Source organism: Arthrobacter sp. Y3223166 (assembly GCF_059090935.1).
Genome location: NZ_JBNHGE010000041.1, coordinates 1 through 23697, shown reverse-complemented (window position 1 = coordinate 23697; position 23697 = coordinate 1). Strand labels below are relative to the sequence as shown.

The following is a 23697-nucleotide window of genomic DNA, read 5'->3' as shown; positions in this document are numbered from 1 at the left end:
CGGGACCCAAGCGGTGGACGCGGTCCTGGCGCACCTGCAGGCGGTGGCACCGGCGGTGGAGTCGCTGCGCGCCCAGGCCGGCCAGCTGGCCGGTTGGGGGACGGAGCTGGCCCGGCGGCTGACGGGCGGCGCGCGCCTGCTGGCGGTCGGCAACGGCGGCTCCGCGGCGGAAGCCCAGCACCTCACCGCCGAACTGGTGGGCCGTTTCGACGGCGAACGCCGGGCGTTCTCCGCCATCTCGCTGCACGCGGAAACCTCGGCGGTCACGGCCATCTCGAATGACTACGGCTTCGACCAGCTGTTTGCCCGGCAGGTGCTGGGCCACGGGCGGGCTGGCGACGTGCTGCTCCTGCTGACCACCAGCGGCAAGAGCGGGAACCTGCTGCGCGCGGCCGAAGCTGCCCGAAGCATCGGCGTGACCTGCTGGGCGCTGACCGGCCAGGCGCCGAATCCGCTGACCGAGTTGTGCGACGACTATGTGGCAGTGGAGGCGCTGCCGGCCAATGTGCAGGAGGGGCACCTGATGGCGCTGCATGCCCTCTGCCGGGCGTTCGACGCCGAGGTGGCGCGCCTCGAGGGAGGCGCCGCGGGCGGACGCGGGCAGGGAGGCCGGCCATGAGGATCGTGGTGGTGGGAGACGTACTGCTGGACGCGGACGTGGAGGGTGCGGCAACCCGGCTGAGCCCGGACGGACCGGTGCCGGTGGTTGACGCGGCCGAAACAACCTACCGCGCCGGAGGAGCCGGGCTGGTGGCACGGATGCTGGCCCGCGACGGCCGGGACGTCCTCCTGGTCACGGCACTGTCCGACGACGGCGCTTCCTCCCGGCTGCGCGACACCCTGGACGGCGTCCGCGTGGTCGCCGGGCCATCCGGCGCCCCCACGCCGGTGAAAACCCGGATCCGTGCCGGCGGGCAGTCGGTGGTCAGGGTCGACGAAGGCTGCGCCCCGGCGCCGGTGCCGGTACCGACACCGGACATGCTCGACGCGCTCGAAACGGCCGACGCCATCATCGTGGCGGACTACGGCCGCGGCCTGGCGGCCGCACCCGGGCTGCGCGACGCCCTGGCCTCGCTCGTGCACCGGATCCCCGTGGTATGGGATCCGCACCCGGCCGGCCCGGTCCCGGTCGAGGGCGTGGCCGCGGCGACGCCCAACCTGCCCGAAGCCCTGCGGATCGCCGGATTGCGGGACAGCGGGACCCGGGAGGCTGCGCTGGCTGCGGCGGAACTGCGTACACGCTGGAACAGCCGCGCCGTCGTCGTCACGCTGGGCGGGGAAGGGGCCCTGATCCAAGCCGACGGCGGCCTGCCGCAGGCTGTACCAGCCCCCACGCTCGACCCGGCCGACACCTGCGGCGCGGGGGACCGGTTTGCCGCCTCCCTGGCGGTGGCGCTGGCCTTCGGACGGCCGCTGGCCGAGGCGGTGGAAGAGGCCGTCGGGCAGGCGGCAGCCTTCCTCGCCGCAGGCGGGGTGGCATCGCTTCGTCGGGAAACGGCCCCGGTCCAGCTGCGCGGTCCGGGGGTAGACGCCATGCGGGTCGCGGCGCAGACCCGCGAAGCCGGCGGCACGGTGGTAGCCACCGGAGGCTGCTTCGACTTGCTGCACGCCGGGCACGCCAGAACCCTGGCCGCCGCCCGGAAGCTGGGCGACTGCCTGATCGTCTGCCTCAACTCGGACGATTCGGTCCGCCGCCTCAAAGGCGAAGAGCGTCCGATCATGAACCAGGAGGACCGCACCGAACTGCTGCTGGCGCTTGAGTGCGTGGATGCGGTGCTGGTCTTCGACGAAGCCACCCCCGAAGCAGCGCTGGAAAGGCTGCGGCCGGACATCTGGGTCAAGGGCGGGGACTACACCGCGGACCAGCTGCCGGAAGCACGCCTGCTGCAATCCTGGGGCGGGCAAACCGTCACCGTGCCCTACTACCCGGCGCGTTCCACCACCGGCCTGGCCGCCGCCCTGGCCAAGGTCGGCTGACACGCCGGACTGCTCCGCAGATCCGGCGCGCCCTGAACTGAAGAATCCCGAACCTGAGGAGGAAACCATGAGCATTGCCCCAACGAACCCCGGCCGCGTCCTGGTCACCGGCGGAGGCTCCGGCCTGGGAGCCGCCGTCGTGGAGGCGGTCCTCGCCGCCGGCGGCACGCCGGTCGTGCTGGACCGTGACGTCAGCCGGGTGGGTCGGGCCAAGAGCATCGAGGTGGACGTCGCCGACCGGGCCGCCGTCGAGGCGGCCGTGCAGCAGGGCGCCGACACCCTCGGCGGGCTGGACGCCGTCGTGACGGCGGCCGGGATCGACCGCTGCGGGCGCCTGGAAGACGTGCCGGCCGAGGAATGGGAGAAGGTCATCGGGGTCAACCTGATGGGCACCGTCTCCGTGGTGCGCGCGGCCCTGCCGCACCTGATGTCCTCCCACGGGCGGGTCATCACGGTCGCCTCGTCGCTGGGGATCAAGGCCGTCTCCGACGCCACCGCCTACTGCGCCTCCAAGTTCGGCGTGGTCGGCTTCAGCCGGGCGCTGGCGGCCGAAACCCGCGGTCAGGTCGGAGTGACCACCATGATTCCGGCCGGCATGAAGACCAGGTTCTTCGACGACCGGACCGAACAGTACAAGCCGCAGGACGACTCCCGGCTCAACGATCCCGAGCGGGTGGCCGATGCCATCATCTTCGCGCTGTCACAGCCGAAGGGCTGCGAGGTGCGCGAGATGGTCATTTGCCACGAAGAAGAAGACTCGTGGCCCTAAGCTCGCGCAGGTCCGCGTAGACATCCTCTGCGCGGACCTGGTCCGTCAGGGAGAATTCGTGGCTGCAGCGTCCGGCGGTCCAGCCCACCTGGGTCAGGTCGGAGCCGCAGGCCGGACACTGCGTCATCCAGGACATGTGGATCCGGTGCAGGGTCCGGCCCAACGCCCCGGCCATGATCATGTTGCCGGCCCAGTAGATGCCCACCGTGGGCGTTCCCACCGCCTGCGCCAGGTGCCGCGGCCCGCTGTCGTTGCCGACCATCACGTCACTGGCACGCAGCACGGCGGACAGTTCATCCAGTTCCAGCCGGCCGGCCACGGACTCGATGCTGCCCCCGCCGCCGGCACCGGACGCCCCGCGGGCCAGGCCCACAACCTCCTCGGCCAGCGCCACGTCGGACTGATCGCCTACCACCAGGACCTGGCATCCGTCGTCGGCCGCCCATGCGGCCACCTGGGCGAACTCCGACGCCGGCCACCGCCGCCGCGGGTCCGTGGCGCCCGGGTGGATGGTCACCAGCGACGGCCGGCCTTCCTCGAGGAGCCCGGCCAGCAATGCCTCTTCATCGGCCAGGGGCTGCAGTTCCGGCTGCAGCGCGGCCGGAGCCGCGCCGGCCAGGCCCACCACCTCCAGCGCGCGCAACACCTCGTGCTGGTAGTACAGGTAGGGGATGGTCCGCTCGAGCGCGGCCGCGTCCGGGGTCCGGGTGCCCACCGTGTGCCGTGCGCCCAGTTCCAGCAGGAACGGGTTCGAGTTCCGGCCGCCGCCGTGCAGCTGCACGGCCAGGTCGAACTGCTCGCCGCGCATCCGCTGGTGGAACCGGGCGATGGCCTGCGGATCCTCCGGCCCCGGGCGAACCCCGTGCGCGAACGGCAGCGGTTCCACCCGGTGCACCGGGCCCGGCCGGCCGCGGAACAGGGCGGCATGGGCCGCCGTGCCCAGCAGGGTCACGCTGGCCTCGGGATAGGCGGCAGCCAGCGACTCGAGTGCCGGAACCGAAAAAAGCACGTCGCCCAGCCCTCCGCCCCGGAGCACCGCAATCTTCCGCACCCCCTCGAAGGGCTCCAACACCGGCCCAATGCCCCGGCCATGCCGGGCCTCGGTACTGAGCCTCTGGCCACCGAAAGCGGCGCCGCCTGTGGGAGAACCAGCCATCTCCACCTCCTGGATTAACGTTCCGCCTGCGGCGCAGCCACCCGGCGCGCGGGTGCCGTGCCTGCCGCAACCCCCTGGGCCCGCCCCCGCGGGCCCCTCGTGAACTTCACCCTAAGGTGCATTCGAGCCGCTGGCCAGAGCCGGAACCGGGACCGGAGGCAGGAACCGGCCCGCAGGAACCGCCCGCACCGGGCGTCCTGAAACCGGCAGCGTGTCTGAAACCGGCGGCGTGTCTGAAACCGCGCGATGGGGGGTAGGGAACCAGTACCACGCATTGTTGCCGGTGTTGCGTGCCGCGATGGGCACTGCACCGCCGCCGCGTGACAGTGGACTTTGGCCAGACACCAATGGGCAGGCCCAGGCCGCCTTGGAGGGGAGGAGCAATATGACCACCGATTCCGATACCGCCCGGGACCTTGCCTTACTGGAGGTGCACGACCCGCGGGACGGCAGCCTGGTGGGCGTGCTGGAGGAAACAAGCTCCGACGAGGTGCGGGCGGCCGTCGCCGCTGCCAAGGCGGCCCAACCAGGCTGGGCAGCCACCGACGCTGCCGCCCGCGGCGAACTGCTGGAAGCGGCCGCGGCAGCCTTGCAGGAGCACTCGCAGGAGCTGGCCGCGATGAACGCGCGGGAGACCGGCCGGCCGGAACATGAAGCCCTGGAGGGCGTGCTTGCCGGGGCCGGAACCCTGCGCCAGTACGCCCAGCTGGGCCCGGTGCACCGCGGCCGAAGCCTGCGCGGCGGTTCGCTTGCCGCCGACTACACCGTGAACGAACCACGGGGCCTGGCCGTAGTGCTCACGCCTTGGAACGATCCGGTGGCGGTGGCCGCCGGGCTGCTGGGTGCCGCGCTGGCGACGGGAAACGCGGTGTTGCACAAGCCAAGCGAACGCTGCCCGCATCTGGGTGAGCTGCTCGGCCGGATTCTCTCGGAGGTGCTGCCGCCGCAGGTCATGACCACGCTGACCGGCGGCCCGGCGGTCGGGGCGGCGCTGGCCGGCCACCCGGATGTTGACGTGATCGCGCACGTCGGATCGAGCCTCACCGGCGCCAGGATTGCCCGGGCCGCGGCGCTCACCGGCGCCCATGTCATCCGCGAGAACGGCGGAAACGATCCGCTGATCGTCGACGCCGGCGTGGATCCGGCATGGGCGGCGGAGCAGGCGGCCATCGGGGCGTTCGCCAACAGTGGCCAGATCTGCACCTCGGTGGAGCGCATCTACGTGCACCGCGACGTCGCGGGCCCGTTCTGTGAGGCGCTCGCCGCCGAGGCCCGCAAACGCAACGACGGCGGGGCGATGGCGCCGCTGGTGGACCGCAGGCTCCGGGACAGCGTCAACGCCCAGGTGGCCGAGGCGCTCGCGCTCGGGGCGACGGCCGCAGAGGGCGGCTCGGTGCCAGAGGGGCCGGGCGCCCACTACCCGGCCACCGTGCTGCTGGACTGCACGGACCGCATGACCGTGATGCAGGAGGAGACCTTCGGCCCGGTGGCGCCGGTCCGGGTGGTGGACAGCTTCGACGACGGGCTTCAGTTGGCGGCGGAGGGCCGGTACGGCCTGGCCGCCACGGTGCTGACCGCGGACCTGGAGCATGCGCACCGGGCCGTTGCCGCGCTCCAGGTGGGCACGGTCAAGGTCAACGCCGTCTTCGGGGGCGCCCCGGGCGGCTCCGCCCAGCCCCGCCGGGACAGCGGCGACGGCTTCGGCTACGGCCCCGAACTGCTGGACGAGTTCTGTGCGGTGAAGGTGGTCCACGTGGGCCTGCCCGGCGGGGTGCGGCCATGAGCACGCCCCTGTCGGACGTTTCCGGGCTGGCCGGCTGGCTGCCGTCACGGCTGGCGGAGGCCGCCCCGCGGGTCACCGTGGTCGGAGACGTGATGCTGGACGGCTGGTTCAGCGGCCGGATCGAACGGTTCTGCCGGGAAGCCCCGGCCCCGGTAGTGGACATGACCAGGCGGGAGTACGCGCCGGGCGGCGCCGCCAACACGGCCATGAACCTCGCCGCACTCGGCGCCCGGGTGCGCATTCTCGGCCTGGTCGGTGGGGACGACGCCGGGCGACGGCTCGCTGCCCTCCTGCAGGGCGCGGGGGTGGACATTTCGGGGCTGGTGGAACACGAAGACGTCCTGACCACCACCAAGTACCGCATCATCGGCGGCGACCAGATCATGCTGCGGCTGGACGAGCGCACGGAGCGGGTGCCGGAAGCGGCGCAGGAGCGGCTGGCCGCAGCAGTTCCGGACGCGCTCGCCGGCAGCGACGCCGTGGTGGTCTGCGACTACGGTTCCGGCGCGTTGGGCGGTGCCGTGCGCAGCGTGCTGGCCCGTCACCGCGGCGGCCGGCTGTTGGTGGTCGACGCCCACGACCCGCGGCCCTGGTCGGAGGTTGCGCCGGACCTGGTCACGCCGAATGCCGCCGAAGCTGCCGCGCTGCTGGGCGTGACGCTGGATCCCGACACGGACCGGGCGGCCGCCATAGCCGATCACGCCGGGGAACTGCTGGAGGCGACCGGGGCGGGCGCCGCCGTCGTCACCCTCGACAAGGACGGCTCCTTCCTGCTCACGCCCGACGGCGGGACCCACCGCACGTGGGCCACCCCGGTCACCGAGAAGCAGGCTTCGGGCGCCGGCGACACCTACGTGGCCTGCCTGACCCTGGCGCGGGCCGCGGGGCTGCAGCTGAGCACCAGCCTGGACCTGGCCCAGGCCGCCGCGGACGTCGTGGTGCGCCGGCGCGGCACGTCGGTCTGCAGCACCACCGACCTCGCCTCGCACCTGGGCACCTTCTCCGATGCGGCCCTGGATGCGGAGGCGCTCGGGCAGGCGATCGCCGCCGAGCGGGCCTCGGGCAAGCGCATTGTGCTGACGAACGGGTGTTTCGACGTGTTGCACCGCGGCCACACCCGCTACCTGAACCAAGCCAAGCAACTGGGCGACGTGTTGGTCGTGGCGCTGAACAGCGACGCATCTGCCCGGCGGCTGAAGGGGCCGGACCGGCCGATCAACCCGGCCGCCGACCGGGCCGGCATCATCGCCGCGCTCAGCTGCGTGGACTACGTGACAGTGTTCGACACGGACACGCCCATCCCGCTGATCGAAGCGATCCGGCCCGACATCTACGCCAAGGGCGGGGACTACTCTCCGGAGATGCTCGAGGAAACGGCGGTGGTAGAAGCCTGCGGCGGCGAGGTCTGCATCCTGGACTATGTGTCCGACCACTCCACCACGGCGGTGGTCCGCCGGATCCGCGGCTCGGCGCCCCCGGCGGAAACAGGTCCCGCCCCGGCCGCGGGAGCGAATCCGGCCTCGGGACTTGATTCGGCGTGAGCCGCAGGAGTTCAGCCAGCTGGGCCCTCGCTCCACCGGAAACAGGGCCGGAGCTGGACGTGTTGGTGCCCAGCTATGGCCGGGAAGCGGAGCTGGCGGTGACGCTCGCCGGGTTGGCGGCGCAGGACGGCCCGGAGTTCTCGGTCATCGTCAGCGACCAGACCGACGGCGCCCCCGCCTGGGAGCACCCGGCCGCCGGGGCGATGATCCGGGTGCTGGAAGCCCAGGGGCGCCCGGTCCGGCTGGAGCGGAATCTGCCCCGGCGCGGGCTGGCCGAGCAGCGCGACTTCCTGCTCCGGCTTGCCACGGCTGAACTCGTGCTGTTCCTGGACAACGACGTGTGGCTGGAACCGGGCATGCTGGTCCGGATGACGGCGGCCATTCGGGAGGCGGGCTGCGGATTTATCGGTGCAGCGGTGCAGGGCATGTCCTACCTGGACGACGTGCGGCCGGGGGAGCAGGAACCCTTCGAACTGTGGGACGGCCCGGTGCGGCCCGAGCGCATCCGCCGCGAGGACCACCGGTTCGGCCGCTGGCAGCTGCATAACGCGGCAAACCTGACGCATATCGCCGCCGGGTTGGGCATTCCGGACGGTGGCTGGCGGCTGTACAAGATCGCGTGGGCCGGCGGCTGCGTGCTGTACCGTCGGAGCGCGCTGCTGGAGTGCGGCGGGTTCGGATTCTGGCAGGAACTGCCGCCGGCCCACGCCGGGGAAGACGTGGTGGCGCAGCTGAGGGTCATGGAACGCTACGGCGGTGCCGGCATCCTGCCCTCCGGCGCCGTCCACCTGGAATCGCCCACCACGGTCACCGATCGCTCCACGGAAGCCGCGGACGTGGTGCTGCGGGATTAGCCCCGGCGCAACCTATCCCGCTTCCTGCCACCCGCCGCCGACCGTGTAGCTGGCGACCAGCGTGCCCGCCCCGGGCTGCATCGAGTCGTCGGGATCGTCGTAGAGCTGCGCCGCGTCCGCCTTGCTGTTGGACAGGATGGACTCCGCCGCTTCCTTGGCCTCGGCCAGCGAGGCCCCGAACACCTCGCTGCGGGCAGGCAACTGGTCGGTGCGGACGATTTCCGCATCGGTTTCGCTGAGCGGGACCGTATAGCCGCGGTGCTCGTCGCTGACCGGGAACTCGAAGCTTTCCCCGTCCGGCGCGGCCGGAATGGTGTACTCCAGGTAATAGGACATGGCGGTGCTCCTTTCGGCGCTGTCGGCCGCCGGTCAATCACGGCGGCGGCCCGGGCCCCCAGCCTGTCACAGCCGAAATGCGGTGCATAGGCCGCAGGAGTCCAACCCCCTCCGGCGGGGCGTTCCCGTCCCAGCCGCCCCGGATTCGCCCGCGGCCGGTTAGCCGTGCAGCGTCGTCGTCGTTAGACTGGCAGTTGCGTAAGGGAGTATCCAGATGCGCTGCAGCCGTCAACACGTAGGGCGCCGACGCCCGGCCGGTTGCAGTGGCCGGCCGTGCCGGAGGAGAGACTTGCGGGCTCACCGCTACCCGCTTACGGAAGGAAACCCATGAGCGTTTCTCCCCTGATTTGGGGCATCACGATCGCCGTGATCCTCGCGTTGCTCGCCTTCGACTATTTCTTCCACATCCGCAAGGCGCACGTGCCCTCGCTGAAGGAAGCGGCCATCTGGTCCGCCTTGTACGTGGGCATCGCCATCGTCTTCGGGATCCTGGTGCTGATTTACGGCGGCGTGGACATGGGCTCCGAGTACTTCGCGGGCTACATCACCGAGAAGGCGCTGTCGGTGGACAACCTGTTTGTCTTCCTCATCATCATCGCCAGTTTCAAGGTGCCGCGCGAAGACCAGCAGAAAGTGTTGCTGTTCGGCATTGTGTTCTCGCTGATCGCCCGCACCGGGTTCATCTTCCTGGGCGCGGCGCTGATCAACACGTTCGCCTGGGTGTTCTACGCCTTCGGCCTGATCCTGATCATCACGGCGGGCAACCTGCTCAAGCCCGGACACGACGGCGGCGAGGCGGACAACTTCATCATCCGGCTGGCCAAGCGCTTCTTCCACACCACGGATTACTACGACGGCGACAAGCTGTTCACCGTCAAGGACGGCAAGAAGGCGATGACGCCGATGCTGCTGGTCATGGTGGCCATCGGCGGCACGGACATTCTGTTCGCCCTCGACTCCATTCCCGCGATCTTCGGCCTGACGCAAAACGTCTTCATCGTCTTCACCGCCACGGCCTTCTCGCTGATGGGCCTGCGCCAGCTGTACTTCCTGATCGACGGCCTGCTGGACCGGCTGATCTACCTGTCCTACGGCCTCGCAGCAATCCTGGCGTTCATCGGCGTGAAGCTGATCCTGCACGCACTGCACGAGAACAACCTGCCCTTCGTCAATGACGGCAACCCGGTTCCCGTGGTCGAGATCACCACCGGACTCTCGCTCACCGTCATCATCGGCATCCTTGTGGTCACCGTCGTCGCCTCGCTGCTGAGCAAGGCCGGCAAGGCACAGAACGCCATCAACAACGCACGCCGGCACGCGGTCAACTACATGGATCTCTCCTACACCGCTGACCCGGCAGAACGTGAACGCATTTACCGGCTGCTGGTGGAAGAAGAGCGCCAGATCGTGCAAATGGATCCGAAGTACCGCAACAAGGCCAAGGACGTGGACATCATCCGCGAACAAGTGGCCGAGGCCCACCGCCAACACGCGGAATACCAGCGGAGCTAAGTCCGCCCGGGCCGGTCGGACAAACGTCGGCTGACCGGCCCGGCGCACTGATTCGCCGGGCCGGTCGGGACAGGACCGGCCCCCCTTCAAGGGCAAAACGTCCGGTGCTACCGTGAGTCTACTGATCAAGAGAACCCGCAGTTCCAATAGCAGGGAAGGTGATCACCATGACCGAGCAGGTCAACACGACCCACGCAGCCAACAAAAGGTACGCCGAGCTGTACAAGAAGCCGGGACCCTGGATCACGGTCTACGTGGACGCCAGCACGGGGACCGTGGACTCCCTGCGGGCAGGCGATGTGCTGCCGGACAGGCTGCGGGAATCGCTCGGGAAGCAGGGCGCCGCGAAAGCGGACATCGAGGCCGTGATCGACGCCGTTTCGCCGGCCACCGGCGTTCCGTCTCCGGTCTCCCGCTTCGTCCTGGTGCGCGGCGGTGAGGCCGAAATCAACGAGGTGCTCCCGGGCGAAATGTCCGGCCCGGAGGTGGTTCACACCGGCCCGATTCCGGACCTGGTGCCCCTGTTGAAGGCCCGCGGCGACGATTTCCCGTACGTGGTGGCCGAAGTGGGTCGGGACGGCGGCGAGGTCCATCTGCAGTACGCTCGCCGGAACGGCGTGGTGGAAACGAGGACGGTAGAGGGCGAGCGGGAGAACCTGACCAAGGTTCCCGGCGGCGGCTGGTCCCAGGGCCGCTATCAGCACCGCACCGAGGAAATCTGGCGCAAGAATGCCGATGAAATCGCCGCCGAGATCGACCGCGTGGTGCAGGCCAGCAAGGCGCGGCTGCTGATTGTGGCCGGCGATATACGGGCCCGGGAACTGGTGGTCGACCAGCTTTCCGAAGCCAGCCGGGCGATCGAAGTCACCATCGAGTCGCACACCCGCACAGGCGGCGCGGACAAGGACGCGCTCCGTGCCGAAATAGCCGCCCGGGTGGCCCATGTGTGGACGGAACAGCGCAAAGCCATCCTCGACCGCTTGGCCAACCAAACCGGGCAGGCCCATCCGGAGTGGACGGCGGGCCTGGGCGAGTGCGTCCGGGCCCTGCAGCAGGCGCAGGTCGGCACGCTGCTCATGAACGACGACGCCCTCGCCGATCACAACGTGCATGCCCTGACGGCCGAACCGTGGATCGCTACGGCGGGGGAGCAAGCCGTCAATGGCGACCTGCTGGCCAAGGTGCCTGCCCCTGCGGCGCTGGTCCGGGCAGCGGCGCTGACCGACGCGCGGGTGACCATGGTCCCCGAAGGAGCCCTGCCGGGAGGCAAAAGCATAGCGGCGCTGCTGCGCTGGCCCACCGGCCCCGACGTGCCGCGCGGCTAAGGTCCTTCGGCGGGCCAGCGGGCCAGCGGGCCAGCGGGCCAGCCGGGCGGCTAGACGGCCGAGGCGCTGAATCCGCCCAGTGCCAGCGCCACGGGCACCGCGGCGGCGGCTGCCCCGGCGTGCGGCCGGCAGGCGGACGGATACGGCAGCGCCGGCCGGACCTCCACCGCGGCCTGCCCGCTGAAGAGTTCCGGCAACCGGTAGCCGAATCCCTCGGCCGCGTCGAGCAGTCCTGCCGCCAGCTGTGCGGCCTGTTCCTGGAAGCCGGTGCGCAGCAGCCCCATCACAATCCACGCGGTCTCCTGCGTCCAGACCGCCCCCGAGCGGCGGCGGCTCGGCCAGAACCCGGGGTTCGCCGTCGACAGGGTGCGGACGCCGTAGCCGGAGAACAAGGTCCGGTCCATCAGCCGCGCGGCCACCGTCCGGGTCTCCTCGGGGTTCAGCAGCCCCGTGCCCAGCAGGTGTCCCATGCCGGACCCGACCCCGTCCACCCGCTGCTTCCGTTCGTCGAGTGCCATCGCCGGGTACGGGCCGGCGTCGTCGGCGCACCAGAACCGGCTGCGGAAGTTCTCCGCCAGCCGCGACGCGTAGTCGCGCCACTCGGCGCCGGCGTTCATGTCGCCGAAGTAGTCGAGCAGCACGGCCGCGGCACGGGCCGCCTCATAGGCGTAGGCCTGGAGTTCGGCGGAGGCGACCGTTCCGGTGGCCGGCCTGCCGTCCAGATAGTGGTAGGCGGCCCGCGTGTCGCCGGACCCCTGGTGTCCCGGACCCTGCAGGGCGGGAACCGGCGTCTCCAGGAAGCCGTCGCCGTCGGGGTCGCCGTCGATGCGCAGCCAGTCCAGCGCGGCCTCCAAATGGGGCAGCAGGTCCCGGACGGCATCCTCCGGCATCCCCGCGTGCCAGGCGTCGTGCAGCAGCACGATCCACAGCAGCGTGGCGTCGGGCGACCCGTACAGGACCGGGGGCAGTTGCCGGACCACGGCGTCCGCGGGCATCGACAGGCGGCGCTGCCGCACCTCCTGGACCATCAGGCCGGGCTGTTCGCCCGATTCCGCCGACTCGGCCGTGCCCTGCCAGGCTGCCACTGCCCGCAGCGTCCCTTCCGCTACCGCGGCGTCGACCGGCAGCAGCAGCCTGGCGGCAACCAGCGCCTCCCGGCCGTACAGCGTCAGGAACCATGGGGCCCCCGCGGCCAGGAAGACGTCGCCGGGGGTTTGGCGCCCGGCCATCCGCAGGCTGTTAAGGTCGGTCATGGAGCGGCTCATCAGTCGTTGGAGCCGGGGATCCCCGGCCAGCGACGGCGTGCGCAGCGGGGGCGCGCCCGCGCCGGTCAGGGGAGCCTCGGCGTCGTCAAGCTCCAGGCTCCAGGACAGGACGAGGACGGCGCCCGGCTTGAGCAGTTCAGTCCACTCCAGCCGGACCAAGCTGCCGTCGAAGCTGACCCGGGCGCCTTCGGCCGTCAGCGCGGCGCGTGTCTTGTCCCGCCAGCTCCAGATGGCGCCGCCGGGGGCCACCGAGCCGGCCTCGCCCGCGGCCCCGGCGCGCACCTGCTCCAGGGGAATGGCATCGGCCACCAGGTCGACGCGGACCTGGAGTTCCAACTCGTCCTCCAGGGCCGACGTGAACGTCAGCGCCTCGGCCAGCCGGCCGCCTTCCGCCGCCCGCGAGCGGTTCAGGGTGACCAGCGGATCGGCCCCGTCCTCGGCGGTCCGGATGAAGGAGAAGAAGTCGGCGCGCCCGGCCGAGCGCGACTGGGTGGAGATCCACTCCGGTTCCTGCCCGTTCACCGCCAGCAGGCACCGGGCCAGCACCCGGTCGTCCCCGCAGTAGACCCCTTGGGCCCCGGTACCCCGGATCTGCCCGTGGGGCTCGCTCCAGGCTTGGACGGGTGCCGCAAATACTCCCGTGAGATCGTGCAGGTAGGGCTGGCGGTAGACCATGGAATCATCTTGGCAGCATCGGCTGCGCGGGAACAATCTTCGGCAGGCCGGACACCGGCAGGCTGGACACCGGCCGGCCGGACACCGGCCGGATGGATTCAGGCGACGGTGCCGGAGGCGTCCCGCCCGCCGGGTGTCCAGGACAGGTGGATCAGGACCCCGTCCGTCGTCTCTTCGATCACCAAGCGCAGCTCGTCGCCGTAGAGCTCCCGGGGCCCGGAAGGGCCGCTTTCGCTTTGCTGGACCAGATCGACCAACGCGGCCGCCATCGCCCGCCCCCAGTCTTGGTGGTTCTTGCTGTTGGCGGTTGCGGTGGCGGTATAGGTGGCGTTCATTCTGCGCACGTCCTGACTGCACGTTTAGAACCTGCCGCACGACGCTGTGCCGCAGGTCCCATCAGAGTAGCCAGCACCAGTGACCCCGATCTACCTTTTCGCGTACATTACTCGTATGTGACGTCGGTCATACGCGGCAGGGGGGTCATGATGAGGGGCAGCGGTCCCGGGGGAGCGGACCGCGACGAAGCGGTCCGCAGGCTGCGGGAGGACATCCTGGCGGGCGGTTTGGAGCCGGGCTCCAGGGTGACCGTTGCCGGGCTCGCTGGCCGCATCGGTGCGGAGGAAGCCTTGGTGCGCGACGCCGTCGGCGATCTCACGCAAGAAGGCCTGATCGAGGCCACCGGGCACGAACACCGGATCGCCAATCCCGGTCCCCAGCAGGCCATCCAACTCCTGGATGTGATGGGCGTGGTGCTGGTAGCGCTGTTCGAGCGGGCAGCCCCGCGGCTGTCGCCTCAGGAGATCGACACCATGGCCACGATGGCGGACGACCTGCGGGCGGCGACCGACCGGGAGGACATCCTGGGCGCCTACCGCGCCGCCGGCAGCCTGGTAACCGTCATCCTGGGGGCGGCGGATCACCAGGAACTGAGGGCCGTGAACATGCACGTCCTCGACCGTTCGCTGGCCCGGTTGCACTTGTTCCAACACGCCCTCGCCTATCCTCTCTGGGCCGACGGCTGGCGCGAGACCGTGCAGTACCTCCAGCGGGGCCAGCATGAGGCGGCGGTGGAGCGGCTGCGCCAGACATTCTGGATCCTCGCCGAAGGGCTGGGCCAGGAGGGTTCCTAGCCCGCCTGCCGGGCAGCCGGGCCGCGACGGGATAAAGTGATTCCCGGCCGGTTTTGATCCCGGCCGCCCGCCCGGCCTTTCGACCCATGGACCACGCTTGCCCTCGCCCGCACAACTGACCGCCGACGCCCCACCGAGCCCGGATTCCCCACCGCCTCAGGGTGCCAGCCCCGCCCCGCGGCGGCCTGCCCCGTTTGCCGGCCGGCTGACCGTGCTCGTCGGCGTCCTGCTGCTGGCGCTCAGCCTGCGGCTGGCCGTCTCCGGCGTGTCGCCGGTGCTGGCGGATATTGCCGCGGATCTGCCGTTCGGCACGGCCTCCGCCGGTGTGCTGGGCATGCTGCCGACCGCCGCCTTCGCCGCTGCCGGGTTCGCAGTTCCGTTGCTGATGCGCCGGATCGGCATGGAAGCACTGCTGCTCGTGGCACTGGGCATGGCCGCCGTCGGCCAACTGGGCCGTGCGCTGGCCTCCGACGTGCCGGCGTTCCTGGTCCTGTCCGGCCTCACCATGGTTGGCTACGGGATCGGCAACATTTTGCTGCCGCCGCTGGTGAAGCGCTATTTCCCGGACCGGATCGGCCTCATCACCGCGCTTTACGTGACCTTGCTGGCGGCCAGTACGGCGCTCAGCCCGCTGCTTGCCGTGCCGCTTGAGCAGGCTGCCGGCTGGCGGTTCTCGATCGGAGTGTGGGCGGCCGTGAGCGCGGCCGCCCTCGTGCCGTGGCTGATGACTGCTTGGACGGAACATTGGCGCCGCCGCACCGCGCGCCTGGTGCTGCAGCCCTACCGGCCCGGCGGCTTGGACATCCTCCCGTCGGATGAGGGCAGCGCCCGGCAGCCGGCCGGTTCCGGGCCTGCCGTGAGTCCCGGCACGGGAGTCGGCCCCGGCGCTGCCGGCCCCGGGGCGGTGACCGTCCCCGGGCCTGCGGCCGGCCCCGCAGGAGCCGACGGGCCGCCCGTTGCGGAAGCCTCGGAGCCCGCAGCGGGAGCTGAGGCCGGTTCCGTCGGGACGACGTCGGTCCGTGTCTGGCGCTCGTCGGTCGCCTGGGGCCTGGCTCTGGTGTTCGCCGGGACCTTGTCGAACACGTTTGCCATGTTCACGTGGTTGCCGCCGTTGCTGGTGGACAGCGGGATGCTGCCCCCGACGGCGGGCACCATGCTGGCCTACTACGCCATCCTGGGCCTGCCCACCAGTCTGTTGGTGCCGCTGATCGCGGGGCGGCTGCGCAATCCCCTGGGCCTGGGCCTGCTGTTCATCGGCTTTTACACGGCCGGATACGCCGGGCTGCTGCTGTCACCCTCGTTCGGCACCTGGTTGTGGATCACCCTGGCGGGGCTCGGCCAGGGCACCTTTGCGCTGGGCCTGCTGCTGGTGAACCTCAGGACCCGCACCACGGCCGGCGCGGGGCTGCTCTCCGGGTTCGCGCAAGGCATCGGCTACACGGTCGCCTGCGCCGGCCCGCTGATGTTCGGACTGCTGCGCGAGGCCAGCGGCGGCTGGGGTGCTTCCTTCGGCCTGCTGGGCGGTGCCTTGCTCATCCTGGCGGTGGGCCTGGTCATCGTGGGCCGTCCCCGCTATCTGGAGGATTCGGCCCGGGATGGATAGCGGCCGCTGAGGCACAGCGCGTGGTTGGATGGGGAAATGCCGAGCCATGCCCTTGTGTCCCCGCCCAAGCTTGAGCCCGGTGACCGGGTCGCGATTCTCTCCCCGTCCTTTGCTGCCCCCGGGTTCGCGCCGGATGTCCACGAGCAGGCGATGCGTCGACTCAGCGCCGAAACGGGACTGGTCCCTGTGGAATACCCGACGACCCGGAAGCTTGGCGCTTCCGCCGCGGAACGCGCCGCGGATCTGCACGCCGCTTTGTCCGACCCGGCCATCCGGGCCATCCTCGCGACCATCGGCGGCGACGACCGGGTAGCCCTCATTCCCCATCTGGACGCCGGTCTCGCCGCCGCGAACCCCAAGATCTTCATGGGCTACAGCGACAACACGAACCTCTTGAACTGGCTGTGGTCGGTCGGGATAGCAGGCTACTACGGGGGCTCGACCCAGGTGCACCTCGGAGCCGGGCCGCACATTGACGACCAGCACCTCGCGTCGCTGAAGGCAGCGCTCTTTAAGGGCGGTGAGCTGGAGATTGTTGACCCAGGCGAGTCCGAGGACTTCGGGCCGGACTGGCTGACGCCACAAGCCCTTGTCAGCTTCGGTGAACGGGAACCCACGCAGCCGTGGACGTGGGCGGGGCCCGAGCGGGAAGCGACCGGCCGCACCTGGGGCGGGTGCCTGGAAGTCATCGATCAGCTGGCCATGGCCGATCGGCTGCCGCCCCTGGGAGCCCTCGAGGGGTCGATCCTGATTGTTGAAACCAGTGAGGAGTTGCCTCCGGCAGCGTGGGTCAAGAGATGGGTCCGGGCATTGGGGGAACGGGGCGTCCTCTCGGCGGTGGAAGGAGTGCTCGTCGCCCGGCCTCCGGTGAGCAGTCACGGTACCGTCCCGCCAGCGGAGGAGCGTGCCCGGCTCCGCGCCGCGCAACGCGATGCAGTCCTCGCCGAGATAAAGCGCTACAACGACCACGCCGTCGTCTGCATCGGAGTCCCGTTCGGCCATACCCGTCCGCAATGGATCGTGCCCTACGGCGGGACAATGCGGCTCAATGGCCGGGATCGAACCATCACGGCCGATTACAGTTGACCGCTGAGGCAGGCGGTCCGGGCGACGGATGCGCGGCTGCGTGAGCGTCCCCGCGCCTGCGGGCAGGCACGCATTCCTCGCCGTGGCCCCGGCCGGTAAGCTGGCGCCACAGTCGACCGGCGGGAGGCGCCATGAAGTTCAACGACCTGCTCGCAGATGCCTACGGCAGGATCCAGGAGCGCGTCCACTCCGTGCTGGACGGGCTGGCCGCCGGACAACTGGCCGCCCGGCCCGGCGGTGACAGCAACTCGATTGCCTGGCTTATCTGGCATCTGACGCGCATCCAGGACGACCATATTGCCGATGTCGCCGGCACGGACCAGTACTGGCTGACCGGCTGGGCGGAGCGGTTCGACCTGCCGCTGCCCCGGAAGGACCATGGCTACGGCCACACGTCGCAGCAGGTGGCGGCCGTCCGGGTCGAATCGGCCGACCTGCTGCGCGGCTACTACGACGACGTCCATGCCGGCACCCTGGAGTATCTGGCCGGACTGAGCGAGGATGACCTGGACCGGATCGTGGACACCCGGTGGGACCCGCACGTCAGCCTGGGGGTGCGGCTGGTCAGCGTCCTGGACGACTGCCTGGAGCACGTCGGACAGGCCGCCTACGTGAAGGGCATGCTCTCGCGCACCGATGCCTAGCGGCGGCCACGCGGGTTCCGGCGCCCCCGCGGCGGCTGCAAGCCGCGCCATCGGGCGTCGCCGCCTTGTTGCGCGCCAGCCGCTGGACTACCATTCAAGGAGTCAGTACAACTGCATACAGCCTTCGACATGCGGCGGGAGAGTCCTGCTGGGTACCAGTCAGCAGGCGCCGTAGGAGCAATACCTCCCCAGGAATCTCTCAGGCCCCTGTACCGCCGCGAAGAGGCAACTCTGGAAAGCAGCCGGACCGTTCAGGACCGGCTCACCGACGGTGCAAGCAGGAGGCGGCCCCTTGGGCCACAGCCTGCGGAATCTCTCAGGTTCAGTCACAGAGTGGGGAGGAACCCTTCACTACCGGCATGGTCAGCCCAGCCGGGGATAACTGGAGTTCCTCACATGACGGCTAAGTCCACCAGCGCTACCCGGCCCGGCAGCGCCTCCTTCACCGACCGACACATCGGTCCGCGCCGGAACGACGCGGAAACCATGCTCAAGCAGTTGGGCTACGGCAGCATCGACGAGCTGGTGGACGCGGCCGTGCCCGCCGACATCCGCCAGCAGGAACCGCTGGCGCTGCCCGCCGCCCGCAGCGAGTCCCAGGTCCTGGGGGACCTGCGCGCCCTCGCCGCGAAGAACGTGACGGCCGTGCAGATGATCGGTCAGGGCTACTACGACACCATCACGCCGCCGGTGATCCGCCGCAACGTGGTGGAAGACCCGGCCTGGTACACCGCCTACACCCCGTACCAGCCGGAAATTTCGCAGGGCCGGCTGGAGGCGCTGCTGAACTTCCAGACCATGGTCCAGGACCTCACTGCGCTGCCGATCGCCAACGCCTCCCTGCTGGACGAAGCCACCGCAGTGGCCGAAGCCGTGCTGTTGATGCGCCGGTCCAACAAGTCCAAATCCGCCGGCAAGACCGTGCTGGACGCGGACCTGCTGCCGCAGACCATCGCCGTCGTCAAGGGCCGGGCCGAGGCGCTGGACTTCGACGTAGAGGTTGCCGACCTCTCCGCCGGCCTGCCGGACGGCGACATCTCGGGCATCGTGCTGCAGCAGCCGGGAGCCTCCGGCCGGGTGTTTGACCAGGCTCCGGTCATCGCGCAGGCCAAGGAGCGCGGCGCCTTGGTCACCGTGGCCGCCGACCTGCTGGCGCTGACCCTGATCACGCCGCCGGGCGAGCAGGGCGCGGACATCGCCGTCGGCAACACCCAGCGTTTTGGCGTGCCGCTCTTCTTCGGCGGCCCGCACGCCGCCTACATGGCCGTCCGCAAGGGGCTGGAGCGTTCCCTGCCCGGCCGCCTGGTGGGGGTCTCGAAGGACGACGCCGGCCGCCCCGCCTACCGCCTGGCGCTGCAGACCCGCGAGCAGCACATCCGCCGCGAGAAGGCCACCTCCAACATCTGCACCGCGCAGGCACTGCTGGCCGTCGTGGCCAGCATGTACGCCGTCTACCACGGCCCCGAGGGCCTGAAGGCGATCGCCCAGCACGCCAATGAGGCCGCCCGCACGCTGGCAGGCGTGCTCACCGGCGCCGGGTACGCGCTGGCGGCAGACCGGTTCTTCGACACCCTCACGGTGAAGGCTCCGGGCAAGGCCGCCGAGATCGCCGCCGCCGCCGAGGCCAAGGGCGTGAACCTGCGCCGCATCGACGCCGACCACGTCGGCATTTCCGCCGATGAAACGACGACGGCGGAGCACCTCGCCCTGGTCGCGGAGGCCTTCGGCGTGGAGGACGCCGCCGGCAAGACCGCCGAAACGGCCGGGAACGCCGGCTTCGAGCTGCCGGAGGAGCTGCTGCGCAGCTCCTCCTACCTGGACCATCCGGTGTTCCACAGCCATCGCTCCGAGACCCAGATGCTGCGCTACCTGCGCCGCCTGTCTGACCGAGACCTGGCCCTGGACCGGACCATGATCCCGCTGGGCTCGTGCACCATGAAGCTGAACGCGACGGCGGAAATGGAGGCGATGACCTGGCCGGAATTCGCGTCCATCCACCCGTTCGCCCCGGCCAGCCAGACCGCCGGCTGGCGCGAGCTGATCACCGATCTGGAGGAACGCCTCGCGGCGATCACCGGCTACGCCGGCGTCTCCATCCAGCCCAACGCCGGTTCGCAGGGCGAATACGCCGGCCTGCTCGCCATCCGCCGCTACCACCTGGCCAACGGCGACGACCAGCGCGACGTCTGCCTGATCCCCGCCTCCGCGCACGGCACCAACGCCGCCTCGGCCGTGCTGGCCGGCATGAAGGTTGTCGTGGTCGCCACGGCACCGGACGGCACCATCGACCACGCCGACCTGCGCGCGAAGATCGACCAGAACGCCGACGCGCTTTCGGCCATCATGATCACCTATCCGTCAACGCACGGCGTGTACGACGCCGACGTGCGCGACGTCTGCGAGGCGGTCCATGCCGCCGGCGGGCAGGTGTACATCGACGGGGCCAACCTCAACGCGCTGGTAGGACTCGCGCAGCCGGGCAAGTTCGGCGGCGACGTCTCCCACCTGAACCTGCACAAGACCTTCTGCATCCCGCACGGGGGCGGCGGCCCCGGCGTCGGGCCGGTAGCGGTGGCCGAACACCTGGTGCCGTTCCTGCCGGGCAACGCCGCGCTGGCCGAACACGAAGGCAAGGGCGTGCCCGTCTCGGCCAGCGAGTACGGCTCGGCCGGCGTGCTGCCGATCTCCTGGGCCTACGTGGCCATGATGGGGGCCGAGGGCCTGACCGAGGCAACGAAGAGCGCCCTGCTGGCCGCGAACTACGTCGCCGCCCGGCTGAACGAGCACTTCCCGGTGCTCTACACCGGCAACGACGGGCTGGTCGCGCACGAGTGCATCCTGGACCTGCGCGAACTCACCGCCAAGTCGGGGGTGACCGCCGAGGACGTGGCCAAGCGCCTGATCGACTACGGCTTCCACGCGCCCACCCTGTCCTTCCCCGTGGCCGGCACCCTGATGGTGGAGCCGACCGAGTCCGAGGACCTGGGGGAGATTGAGCGGTTTATCGACGCGATGATCGCGATCAAGGGCGAAATCGACCAGGTGATCGCCGGCGACTTCCCGCTCGACGCCAGCCCGCTGCGCCTGGCCCCGCACACCGCCGCCGCCGTGGTCAGCTCCGACTGGGACCGGCCGTACACCCGGGAGCAGGCCGCCTTCCCGGTACCGGGCCTGCAAGTGGACAAATACTTCGCCCCGGTCGGACGGATCGACGGCGCCGGCGGCGACCGCAACCTGATCTGCAGCTGCCCGCCGCCCGAAGCCTTCGAGAACTAGAGAGGTCAGCACCGCATGACTACCGAGACCACCACCATGCCCCGGCACACCGCGCTCTACGAGGAACACGAGCGGCTGGGTGCCTCCTTCACCGACTTCGGCGGCTGGATGATGCCGCTGAAGTACAGCAGCGAATTGGCCGAGCACCGCGCCGTGCGCAGCAGCGCCGGCCTGTTCGACCTCTCCCACATGGGCGAAGTCTGGGTCACCGGCCCGGAGGCCGGGAAGTTCCTGGACTACGCACTCGTCGGCAAGCTCTCCGCCGTCACCGAGGGCCGGGCCAAGTATTCGCTGATCTGCAACGCCGACGGCGGCATCATCGATGACCTGATCATCTACCGGCGTCCCGCCGACCAGCACGGGGACCGTTACCTGGTGGTGCCCAATGCCGGCAACGCCCCGACGGTCGCCGCGGAACTCGCCGCACGGGTCGAAGGTTTCGACGCCACGGTGGAGGACGCCACGGCCGAGACCTCGCTGGTGGCAGTGCAGGGACCGAAGTCCGTGGAAATCCTGCTCCAGCTGGTGCCCGCCAACCAGCATGGCACGGTGCGGGACATGAAGTACTACGCCGCCGACGAGGTGGACTTCACAGTGTCCGGGGCGCCGCTGAAGCTGCTGCTGGCCCGGACCGGGTACACCGGCGAGGACGGCTTCGAGATCTACGTCCCGAATACCAACGCGGCCGCGCTCTGGAACGCCCTGCTGGAAGCCGGACGGGGCGCCGACCTGCTGCCGGCCGGGCTGGCTTGCCGCGACTCGCTTCGGCTGGAGGCGGGCATGCCGCTGTACGGCAACGAGCTCACCCTCGAGACCAGCCCGTTCGAGGCCGGCCTGGGCGGCGTGGTGGCGCTGAAGAAGGACGGCGACTTCGTGGGCCGCGGCGCCCTCGAGGCGCAGAAGGAGAAGGGCTCGGCCCGCAAGCTCGTCGGGCTCAAGGGGCTTGGCCGGCGCGCCGGCCGCTCCCACTACCCGGTGCTGAAAGACGGCCGGACCATCGGCGAAGTCACCTCCGGCCAGCCCAGCCCCACCCTCGGCTACCCGGTGGCTCTGGCGTACGTGGACGCCGAGTATGCCGAACCCGGGACGAGGGTGGACATCGACCTGCGCGGCAAGCCCGAACCGTTCGAGGTTGTCGAGCTGCCGTTCTACCGGCGGGAAAAGTAGTCCTCACCCGCTACCAGGGTGCCGCCGTCCCCGCGGCCGCGGGGACGGCGGCCCCGGACCTCTCCACACAGACAGGAAAGGGATGACATGGCCGTAGGCGTTTTCGACCTTTTCTCCGTAGGCATCGGTCCCTCCAGCTCGCACACGGTCGGCCCGATGCGGGCCGCCTCCGCGTTCGTGCGGGAGGTGGCCGACGCCGGCCTGCTCGACAGGGTTAACGGGCTGCGCGTGGACCTGTACGGCTCCCTCGCCGCCACCGGTCGCGGGCACGGGACGTTCACCGCCGTGCTGCTGGGGCTGGAGGGCTTCGAACCGGAGCACATCCTGCCCGACCAGGTGGAGGAGCGGCTGGCGGACATCGCCGCCTCCGGCCGGCTGCGGCTGGGGGCGGAACTGCCCGGCGCCGCCGCCCGGCCGTTGGACTACGGGGTGCAGGACATGGTGCTGCACCCGCTGACCGTGCTGCCCCGGCACACCAACGGCATGAGGTTCCAGGTGCTGGAATCGAGCGACGACAGCGAGGCACGGATTCTGCACGAAGCCACCTTCTTCTCCGTGGGCGGCGGCTTCATTGTCCGCGGCGGCGAGGAGGAAGCCGCCCGGGAGGAGCTGGAGTCCTCCAAACAGCAGCTGCCCTATCCGTTCCGCACGGCGGCGGGGCTGCTGGAGCACTGCAGCAGCACCGGCCTGGCCATCAGCGACATCATGATGCGCAACGAGGAGGCCTCCCGCCCGCGGGAAGAGATCGAGGCCGGACTCGTGCACATTTACAACGTGATGGAGGAGTGCAAGGACTCGGCCATCCGCCGCGAGGGCGAGCTGCCCGGCGGACTCAACGTCCGCCGTCGGGCCCCCGCCTGGCATGAGCGGCTGCGCAAGGAAGACCCGGACCGGGACCACAAGTACTGGCAGGAATGGGTCAATCTGGTGGCGCTGGCGGTGAACGAGGAGAACGCCTCGGGCGGGCGGGTGGTCACCGCGCCCACCAACGGGGCCGCCGGCATCATCCCCGCCGTGCTGTTCTACGCCACGCACTACGCACCCGGCATGGAACAGGCCACCCGCGAGGACAAGGAGCAGGTGGTCGTGAAGTTCCTGTTGACCGCCGGTGCCATCGGGGTTCTCTACAAGGAGCAGGCTTCCATCTCCGGCGCCGAGGTCGGCTGCCAGGGCGAAGTCGGCTCAGCCTCGTCGATGGCTGCCGCGGGACTGGCCGAAATCCTCGGCGGAACTCCGGCCCAGGTGGAAAACGCGGCCGAAATCGCGATGGAGCACAACCTGGGGCTCACCTGCGATCCGATCGGCGGGCTGGTGCAGATCCCGTGCATCGAACGGAACGCCATCGGTGCCGCCAAGGCCGTGAACGCGGCCAAGATGGCGCTGATGGGGGACGGCACGCACCGGGTGTCGCTGGACGAGGTCATCATCACGATGCGCGAGACCGGCCGCGACATGAGCGACAAGTACAAGGAAACCGCCACCGGCGGCCTCGCCGTCAACGTCGTGGAGTGCTAGGAGGCCACGTCCTCCAGGTCCTGTCCTGACGGGCGCACGGCCGGCGGGCCCGCGGGACGCCGCGGCGGCATCGGCGGCCGGCG

General features: G+C 70.4%; 19 protein-coding genes and 1 riboswitch. Of the genes, 15 read left to right on the top strand and 4 right to left on the bottom strand.

The window, feature by feature from the left end; genetic code table 11:
- The first annotated feature begins 13 nt into the window (after positions 1 to 13).
- From AC5RUH_RS14245 to AC5RUH_RS14235, 3 genes are all read left to right on the top strand, one after another.
- Positions 14 to 619 (top strand): D-sedoheptulose-7-phosphate isomerase, encoded by a 606-nt coding sequence (locus tag AC5RUH_RS14245; RefSeq protein ID WP_494128899.1) that lies wholly within the window; start codon positions 14 to 16, stop codon positions 617 to 619.
- The gene (locus AC5RUH_RS14240) at positions 616 to 1977 is read left to right on the top strand and encodes a PfkB family carbohydrate kinase (RefSeq protein WP_494128898.1); all 1362 of its coding nucleotides are present in this window, start codon (positions 616 to 618) and stop codon (positions 1975 to 1977) included. The genes AC5RUH_RS14245 and AC5RUH_RS14240 overlap by 4 nt, the downstream gene beginning before the upstream one ends.
- 67 nt (positions 1978 to 2044) lie before the next feature.
- Positions 2045 to 2746, top strand: coding sequence for an SDR family oxidoreductase (locus tag AC5RUH_RS14235; protein WP_494128897.1), 702 nt, complete (start codon positions 2045 to 2047; stop codon positions 2744 to 2746).
- On the opposite strand, the gene AC5RUH_RS14230 is transcribed toward AC5RUH_RS14235, so the two are convergent.
- Positions 2712 to 3902: a glycosyltransferase family 9 protein gene (locus AC5RUH_RS14230; protein WP_494128896.1), complete on the bottom strand. Its 1191-nt coding sequence runs from the start codon at positions 3900 to 3902 to the stop codon at positions 2712 to 2714. The two genes, AC5RUH_RS14235 and AC5RUH_RS14230, sit on opposite strands and share 35 nt — an antisense overlap.
- A gap of 385 nt (positions 3903 to 4287) precedes the next feature.
- On the opposite strand from AC5RUH_RS14230, the gene AC5RUH_RS14225 reads away from it, so the two are divergent.
- The 3 genes from AC5RUH_RS14225 to AC5RUH_RS14215 are packed head-to-tail and all read left to right on the top strand — an operon-like array spanning position 4288 to position 8080.
- Complete coding sequence (locus AC5RUH_RS14225) at positions 4288 to 5685, top strand: aldehyde dehydrogenase family protein (RefSeq protein WP_494128895.1); 1398 nt, start codon at positions 4288 to 4290, stop codon at positions 5683 to 5685.
- A complete protein-coding gene (gene rfaE2, locus AC5RUH_RS14220; protein WP_494000782.1) occupies positions 5682 to 7226 on the top strand; it encodes a D-glycero-beta-D-manno-heptose 1-phosphate adenylyltransferase in 1545 nt (514 codons plus the stop codon). The genes AC5RUH_RS14225 and rfaE2 overlap by 4 nt, the downstream gene beginning before the upstream one ends.
- The gene (locus AC5RUH_RS14215; protein ID WP_494000781.1) at positions 7223 to 8080 is read left to right on the top strand and encodes a glycosyltransferase family 2 protein; all 858 of its coding nucleotides are present in this window, start codon (positions 7223 to 7225) and stop codon (positions 8078 to 8080) included. Before rfaE2 ends, AC5RUH_RS14215 begins: the two co-directional genes overlap by 4 nt.
- A gap of 12 nt (positions 8081 to 8092) precedes the next feature.
- On the opposite strand, the gene AC5RUH_RS14210 is transcribed toward AC5RUH_RS14215, so the two are convergent.
- Positions 8093 to 8416, bottom strand: a complete 324-nt coding sequence (locus AC5RUH_RS14210) for a hypothetical protein (RefSeq protein WP_494000780.1) — start codon at positions 8414 to 8416, stop codon at positions 8093 to 8095.
- 327 nt (positions 8417 to 8743) lie between these two features.
- Between AC5RUH_RS14210 and AC5RUH_RS14205 the strand changes: the two genes are divergently transcribed.
- Positions 8744 to 9928 carry a TerC family protein gene (locus tag AC5RUH_RS14205; protein ID WP_494000779.1) on the top strand — a complete coding sequence of 395 codons (1185 nt, stop codon included), beginning with the start codon at positions 8744 to 8746 and terminating at the stop codon, positions 9926 to 9928.
- Positions 9929 to 10095: 167 nt separating this feature from the next.
- On the top strand, positions 10096 to 11253 hold the full coding sequence (locus AC5RUH_RS14200) for a baeRF2 domain-containing protein (protein WP_494012948.1): 1158 nt from the start codon (positions 10096 to 10098) through the stop codon (positions 11251 to 11253).
- A 50-nt stretch (positions 11254 to 11303) separates the two neighbouring features.
- On the opposite strand, the gene AC5RUH_RS14195 is transcribed toward AC5RUH_RS14200, so the two are convergent.
- Both AC5RUH_RS14195 and AC5RUH_RS14190 read right to left on the bottom strand, forming a co-directional pair.
- On the bottom strand, positions 11304 to 13193 hold the full coding sequence (locus tag AC5RUH_RS14195) for a glycogen debranching N-terminal domain-containing protein (RefSeq protein ID WP_494128894.1): 1890 nt from the start codon (positions 13191 to 13193) through the stop codon (positions 11304 to 11306).
- A 98-nt stretch (positions 13194 to 13291) separates the two neighbouring features.
- Complete coding sequence (locus AC5RUH_RS14190) at positions 13292 to 13528, bottom strand: hypothetical protein (protein WP_494000776.1); 237 nt, start codon at positions 13526 to 13528, stop codon at positions 13292 to 13294.
- A gap of 150 nt (positions 13529 to 13678) precedes the next feature.
- On the opposite strand from AC5RUH_RS14190, the gene AC5RUH_RS14185 reads away from it, so the two are divergent.
- From AC5RUH_RS14185 to AC5RUH_RS14155, 7 genes are all read left to right on the top strand, one after another.
- Entirely contained in the window at positions 13679 to 14323 is a 645-nt protein-coding gene (locus tag AC5RUH_RS14185) for a GntR family transcriptional regulator (protein ID WP_494128893.1), read from the top strand.
- A 211-nt stretch (positions 14324 to 14534) separates the two neighbouring features.
- Positions 14535 to 15926 carry an MFS transporter gene (locus AC5RUH_RS14180; protein WP_494128892.1) on the top strand — a complete coding sequence of 464 codons (1392 nt, stop codon included), beginning with the start codon at positions 14535 to 14537 and terminating at the stop codon, positions 15924 to 15926.
- 36 nt (positions 15927 to 15962) lie between these two features.
- Complete coding sequence (locus AC5RUH_RS14175; RefSeq protein WP_494128891.1) at positions 15963 to 17012, top strand: S66 family peptidase; 1050 nt, start codon at positions 15963 to 15965, stop codon at positions 17010 to 17012.
- Between the two features lie 131 nt (positions 17013 to 17143).
- Positions 17144 to 17656, top strand: a complete 513-nt coding sequence (locus AC5RUH_RS14170; protein ID WP_494128890.1) for a mycothiol transferase — start codon at positions 17144 to 17146, stop codon at positions 17654 to 17656.
- Between the two features lie 125 nt (positions 17657 to 17781).
- A riboswitch (glycine riboswitch) is annotated at positions 17782 to 17881 on the top strand.
- 171 nt (positions 17882 to 18052) lie between these two features.
- Positions 18053 to 20932, top strand: coding sequence for an aminomethyl-transferring glycine dehydrogenase (gene gcvP / locus AC5RUH_RS14165; protein ID WP_494128889.1), 2880 nt, complete (start codon positions 18053 to 18055; stop codon positions 20930 to 20932).
- Between the two features lie 15 nt (positions 20933 to 20947).
- Complete coding sequence (gene gcvT, locus AC5RUH_RS14160; RefSeq protein WP_494128888.1) at positions 20948 to 22099, top strand: glycine cleavage system aminomethyltransferase GcvT; 1152 nt, start codon at positions 20948 to 20950, stop codon at positions 22097 to 22099.
- Between the two features lie 87 nt (positions 22100 to 22186).
- The gene (locus AC5RUH_RS14155; protein WP_494025269.1) at positions 22187 to 23614 is read left to right on the top strand and encodes an L-serine ammonia-lyase; all 1428 of its coding nucleotides are present in this window, start codon (positions 22187 to 22189) and stop codon (positions 23612 to 23614) included.
- Positions 23615 to 23697 lie beyond the last annotated feature (83 nt).

Excerpts from the sequence above, each read along its gene's own strand:
- AC5RUH_RS14240 (WP_494128898.1), top strand. The coding sequence starts at position 616 with ATGAGGATCGTGGTGGTGGGAGACGTACTGCTGGACGCGGACGTGGAG.
- AC5RUH_RS14235 (WP_494128897.1), top strand. The coding sequence starts at position 2,045 with ATGAGCATTGCCCCAACGAACCCCGGCCGCGTCCTGGTCACCGGCGGA.
- AC5RUH_RS14230 (WP_494128896.1), bottom strand. The coding sequence starts at position 3,902 with ATGGCTGGTTCTCCCACAGGCGGCGCCGCTTTCGGTGGCCAGAGGCTC.
- AC5RUH_RS14225 (WP_494128895.1), top strand. The coding sequence starts at position 4,288 with ATGACCACCGATTCCGATACCGCCCGGGACCTTGCCTTACTGGAGGTG.
- rfaE2 (WP_494000782.1), top strand. The coding sequence starts at position 5,682 with ATGAGCACGCCCCTGTCGGACGTTTCCGGGCTGGCCGGCTGGCTGCCG.
- AC5RUH_RS14210 (WP_494000780.1), bottom strand. The coding sequence starts at position 8,416 with ATGTCCTATTACCTGGAGTACACCATTCCGGCCGCGCCGGACGGGGAA.
- AC5RUH_RS14205 (WP_494000779.1), top strand. The coding sequence starts at position 8,744 with ATGAGCGTTTCTCCCCTGATTTGGGGCATCACGATCGCCGTGATCCTC.
- AC5RUH_RS14200 (WP_494012948.1), top strand. The coding sequence starts at position 10,096 with ATGACCGAGCAGGTCAACACGACCCACGCAGCCAACAAAAGGTACGCC.
- AC5RUH_RS14195 (WP_494128894.1), bottom strand. The coding sequence starts at position 13,193 with ATGGTCTACCGCCAGCCCTACCTGCACGATCTCACGGGAGTATTTGCG.
- AC5RUH_RS14190 (WP_494000776.1), bottom strand. The coding sequence starts at position 13,528 with ATGAACGCCACCTATACCGCCACCGCAACCGCCAACAGCAAGAACCAC.
- AC5RUH_RS14185 (WP_494128893.1), top strand. The coding sequence starts at position 13,679 with ATGAGGGGCAGCGGTCCCGGGGGAGCGGACCGCGACGAAGCGGTCCGC.
- AC5RUH_RS14175 (WP_494128891.1), top strand. The coding sequence starts at position 15,963 with ATGCCGAGCCATGCCCTTGTGTCCCCGCCCAAGCTTGAGCCCGGTGAC.
- AC5RUH_RS14170 (WP_494128890.1), top strand. The coding sequence starts at position 17,144 with ATGAAGTTCAACGACCTGCTCGCAGATGCCTACGGCAGGATCCAGGAG.
- gcvP (WP_494128889.1), top strand. The coding sequence starts at position 18,053 with ATGACGGCTAAGTCCACCAGCGCTACCCGGCCCGGCAGCGCCTCCTTC.
- gcvT (WP_494128888.1), top strand. The coding sequence starts at position 20,948 with ATGACTACCGAGACCACCACCATGCCCCGGCACACCGCGCTCTACGAG.
- AC5RUH_RS14155 (WP_494025269.1), top strand. The coding sequence starts at position 22,187 with ATGGCCGTAGGCGTTTTCGACCTTTTCTCCGTAGGCATCGGTCCCTCC.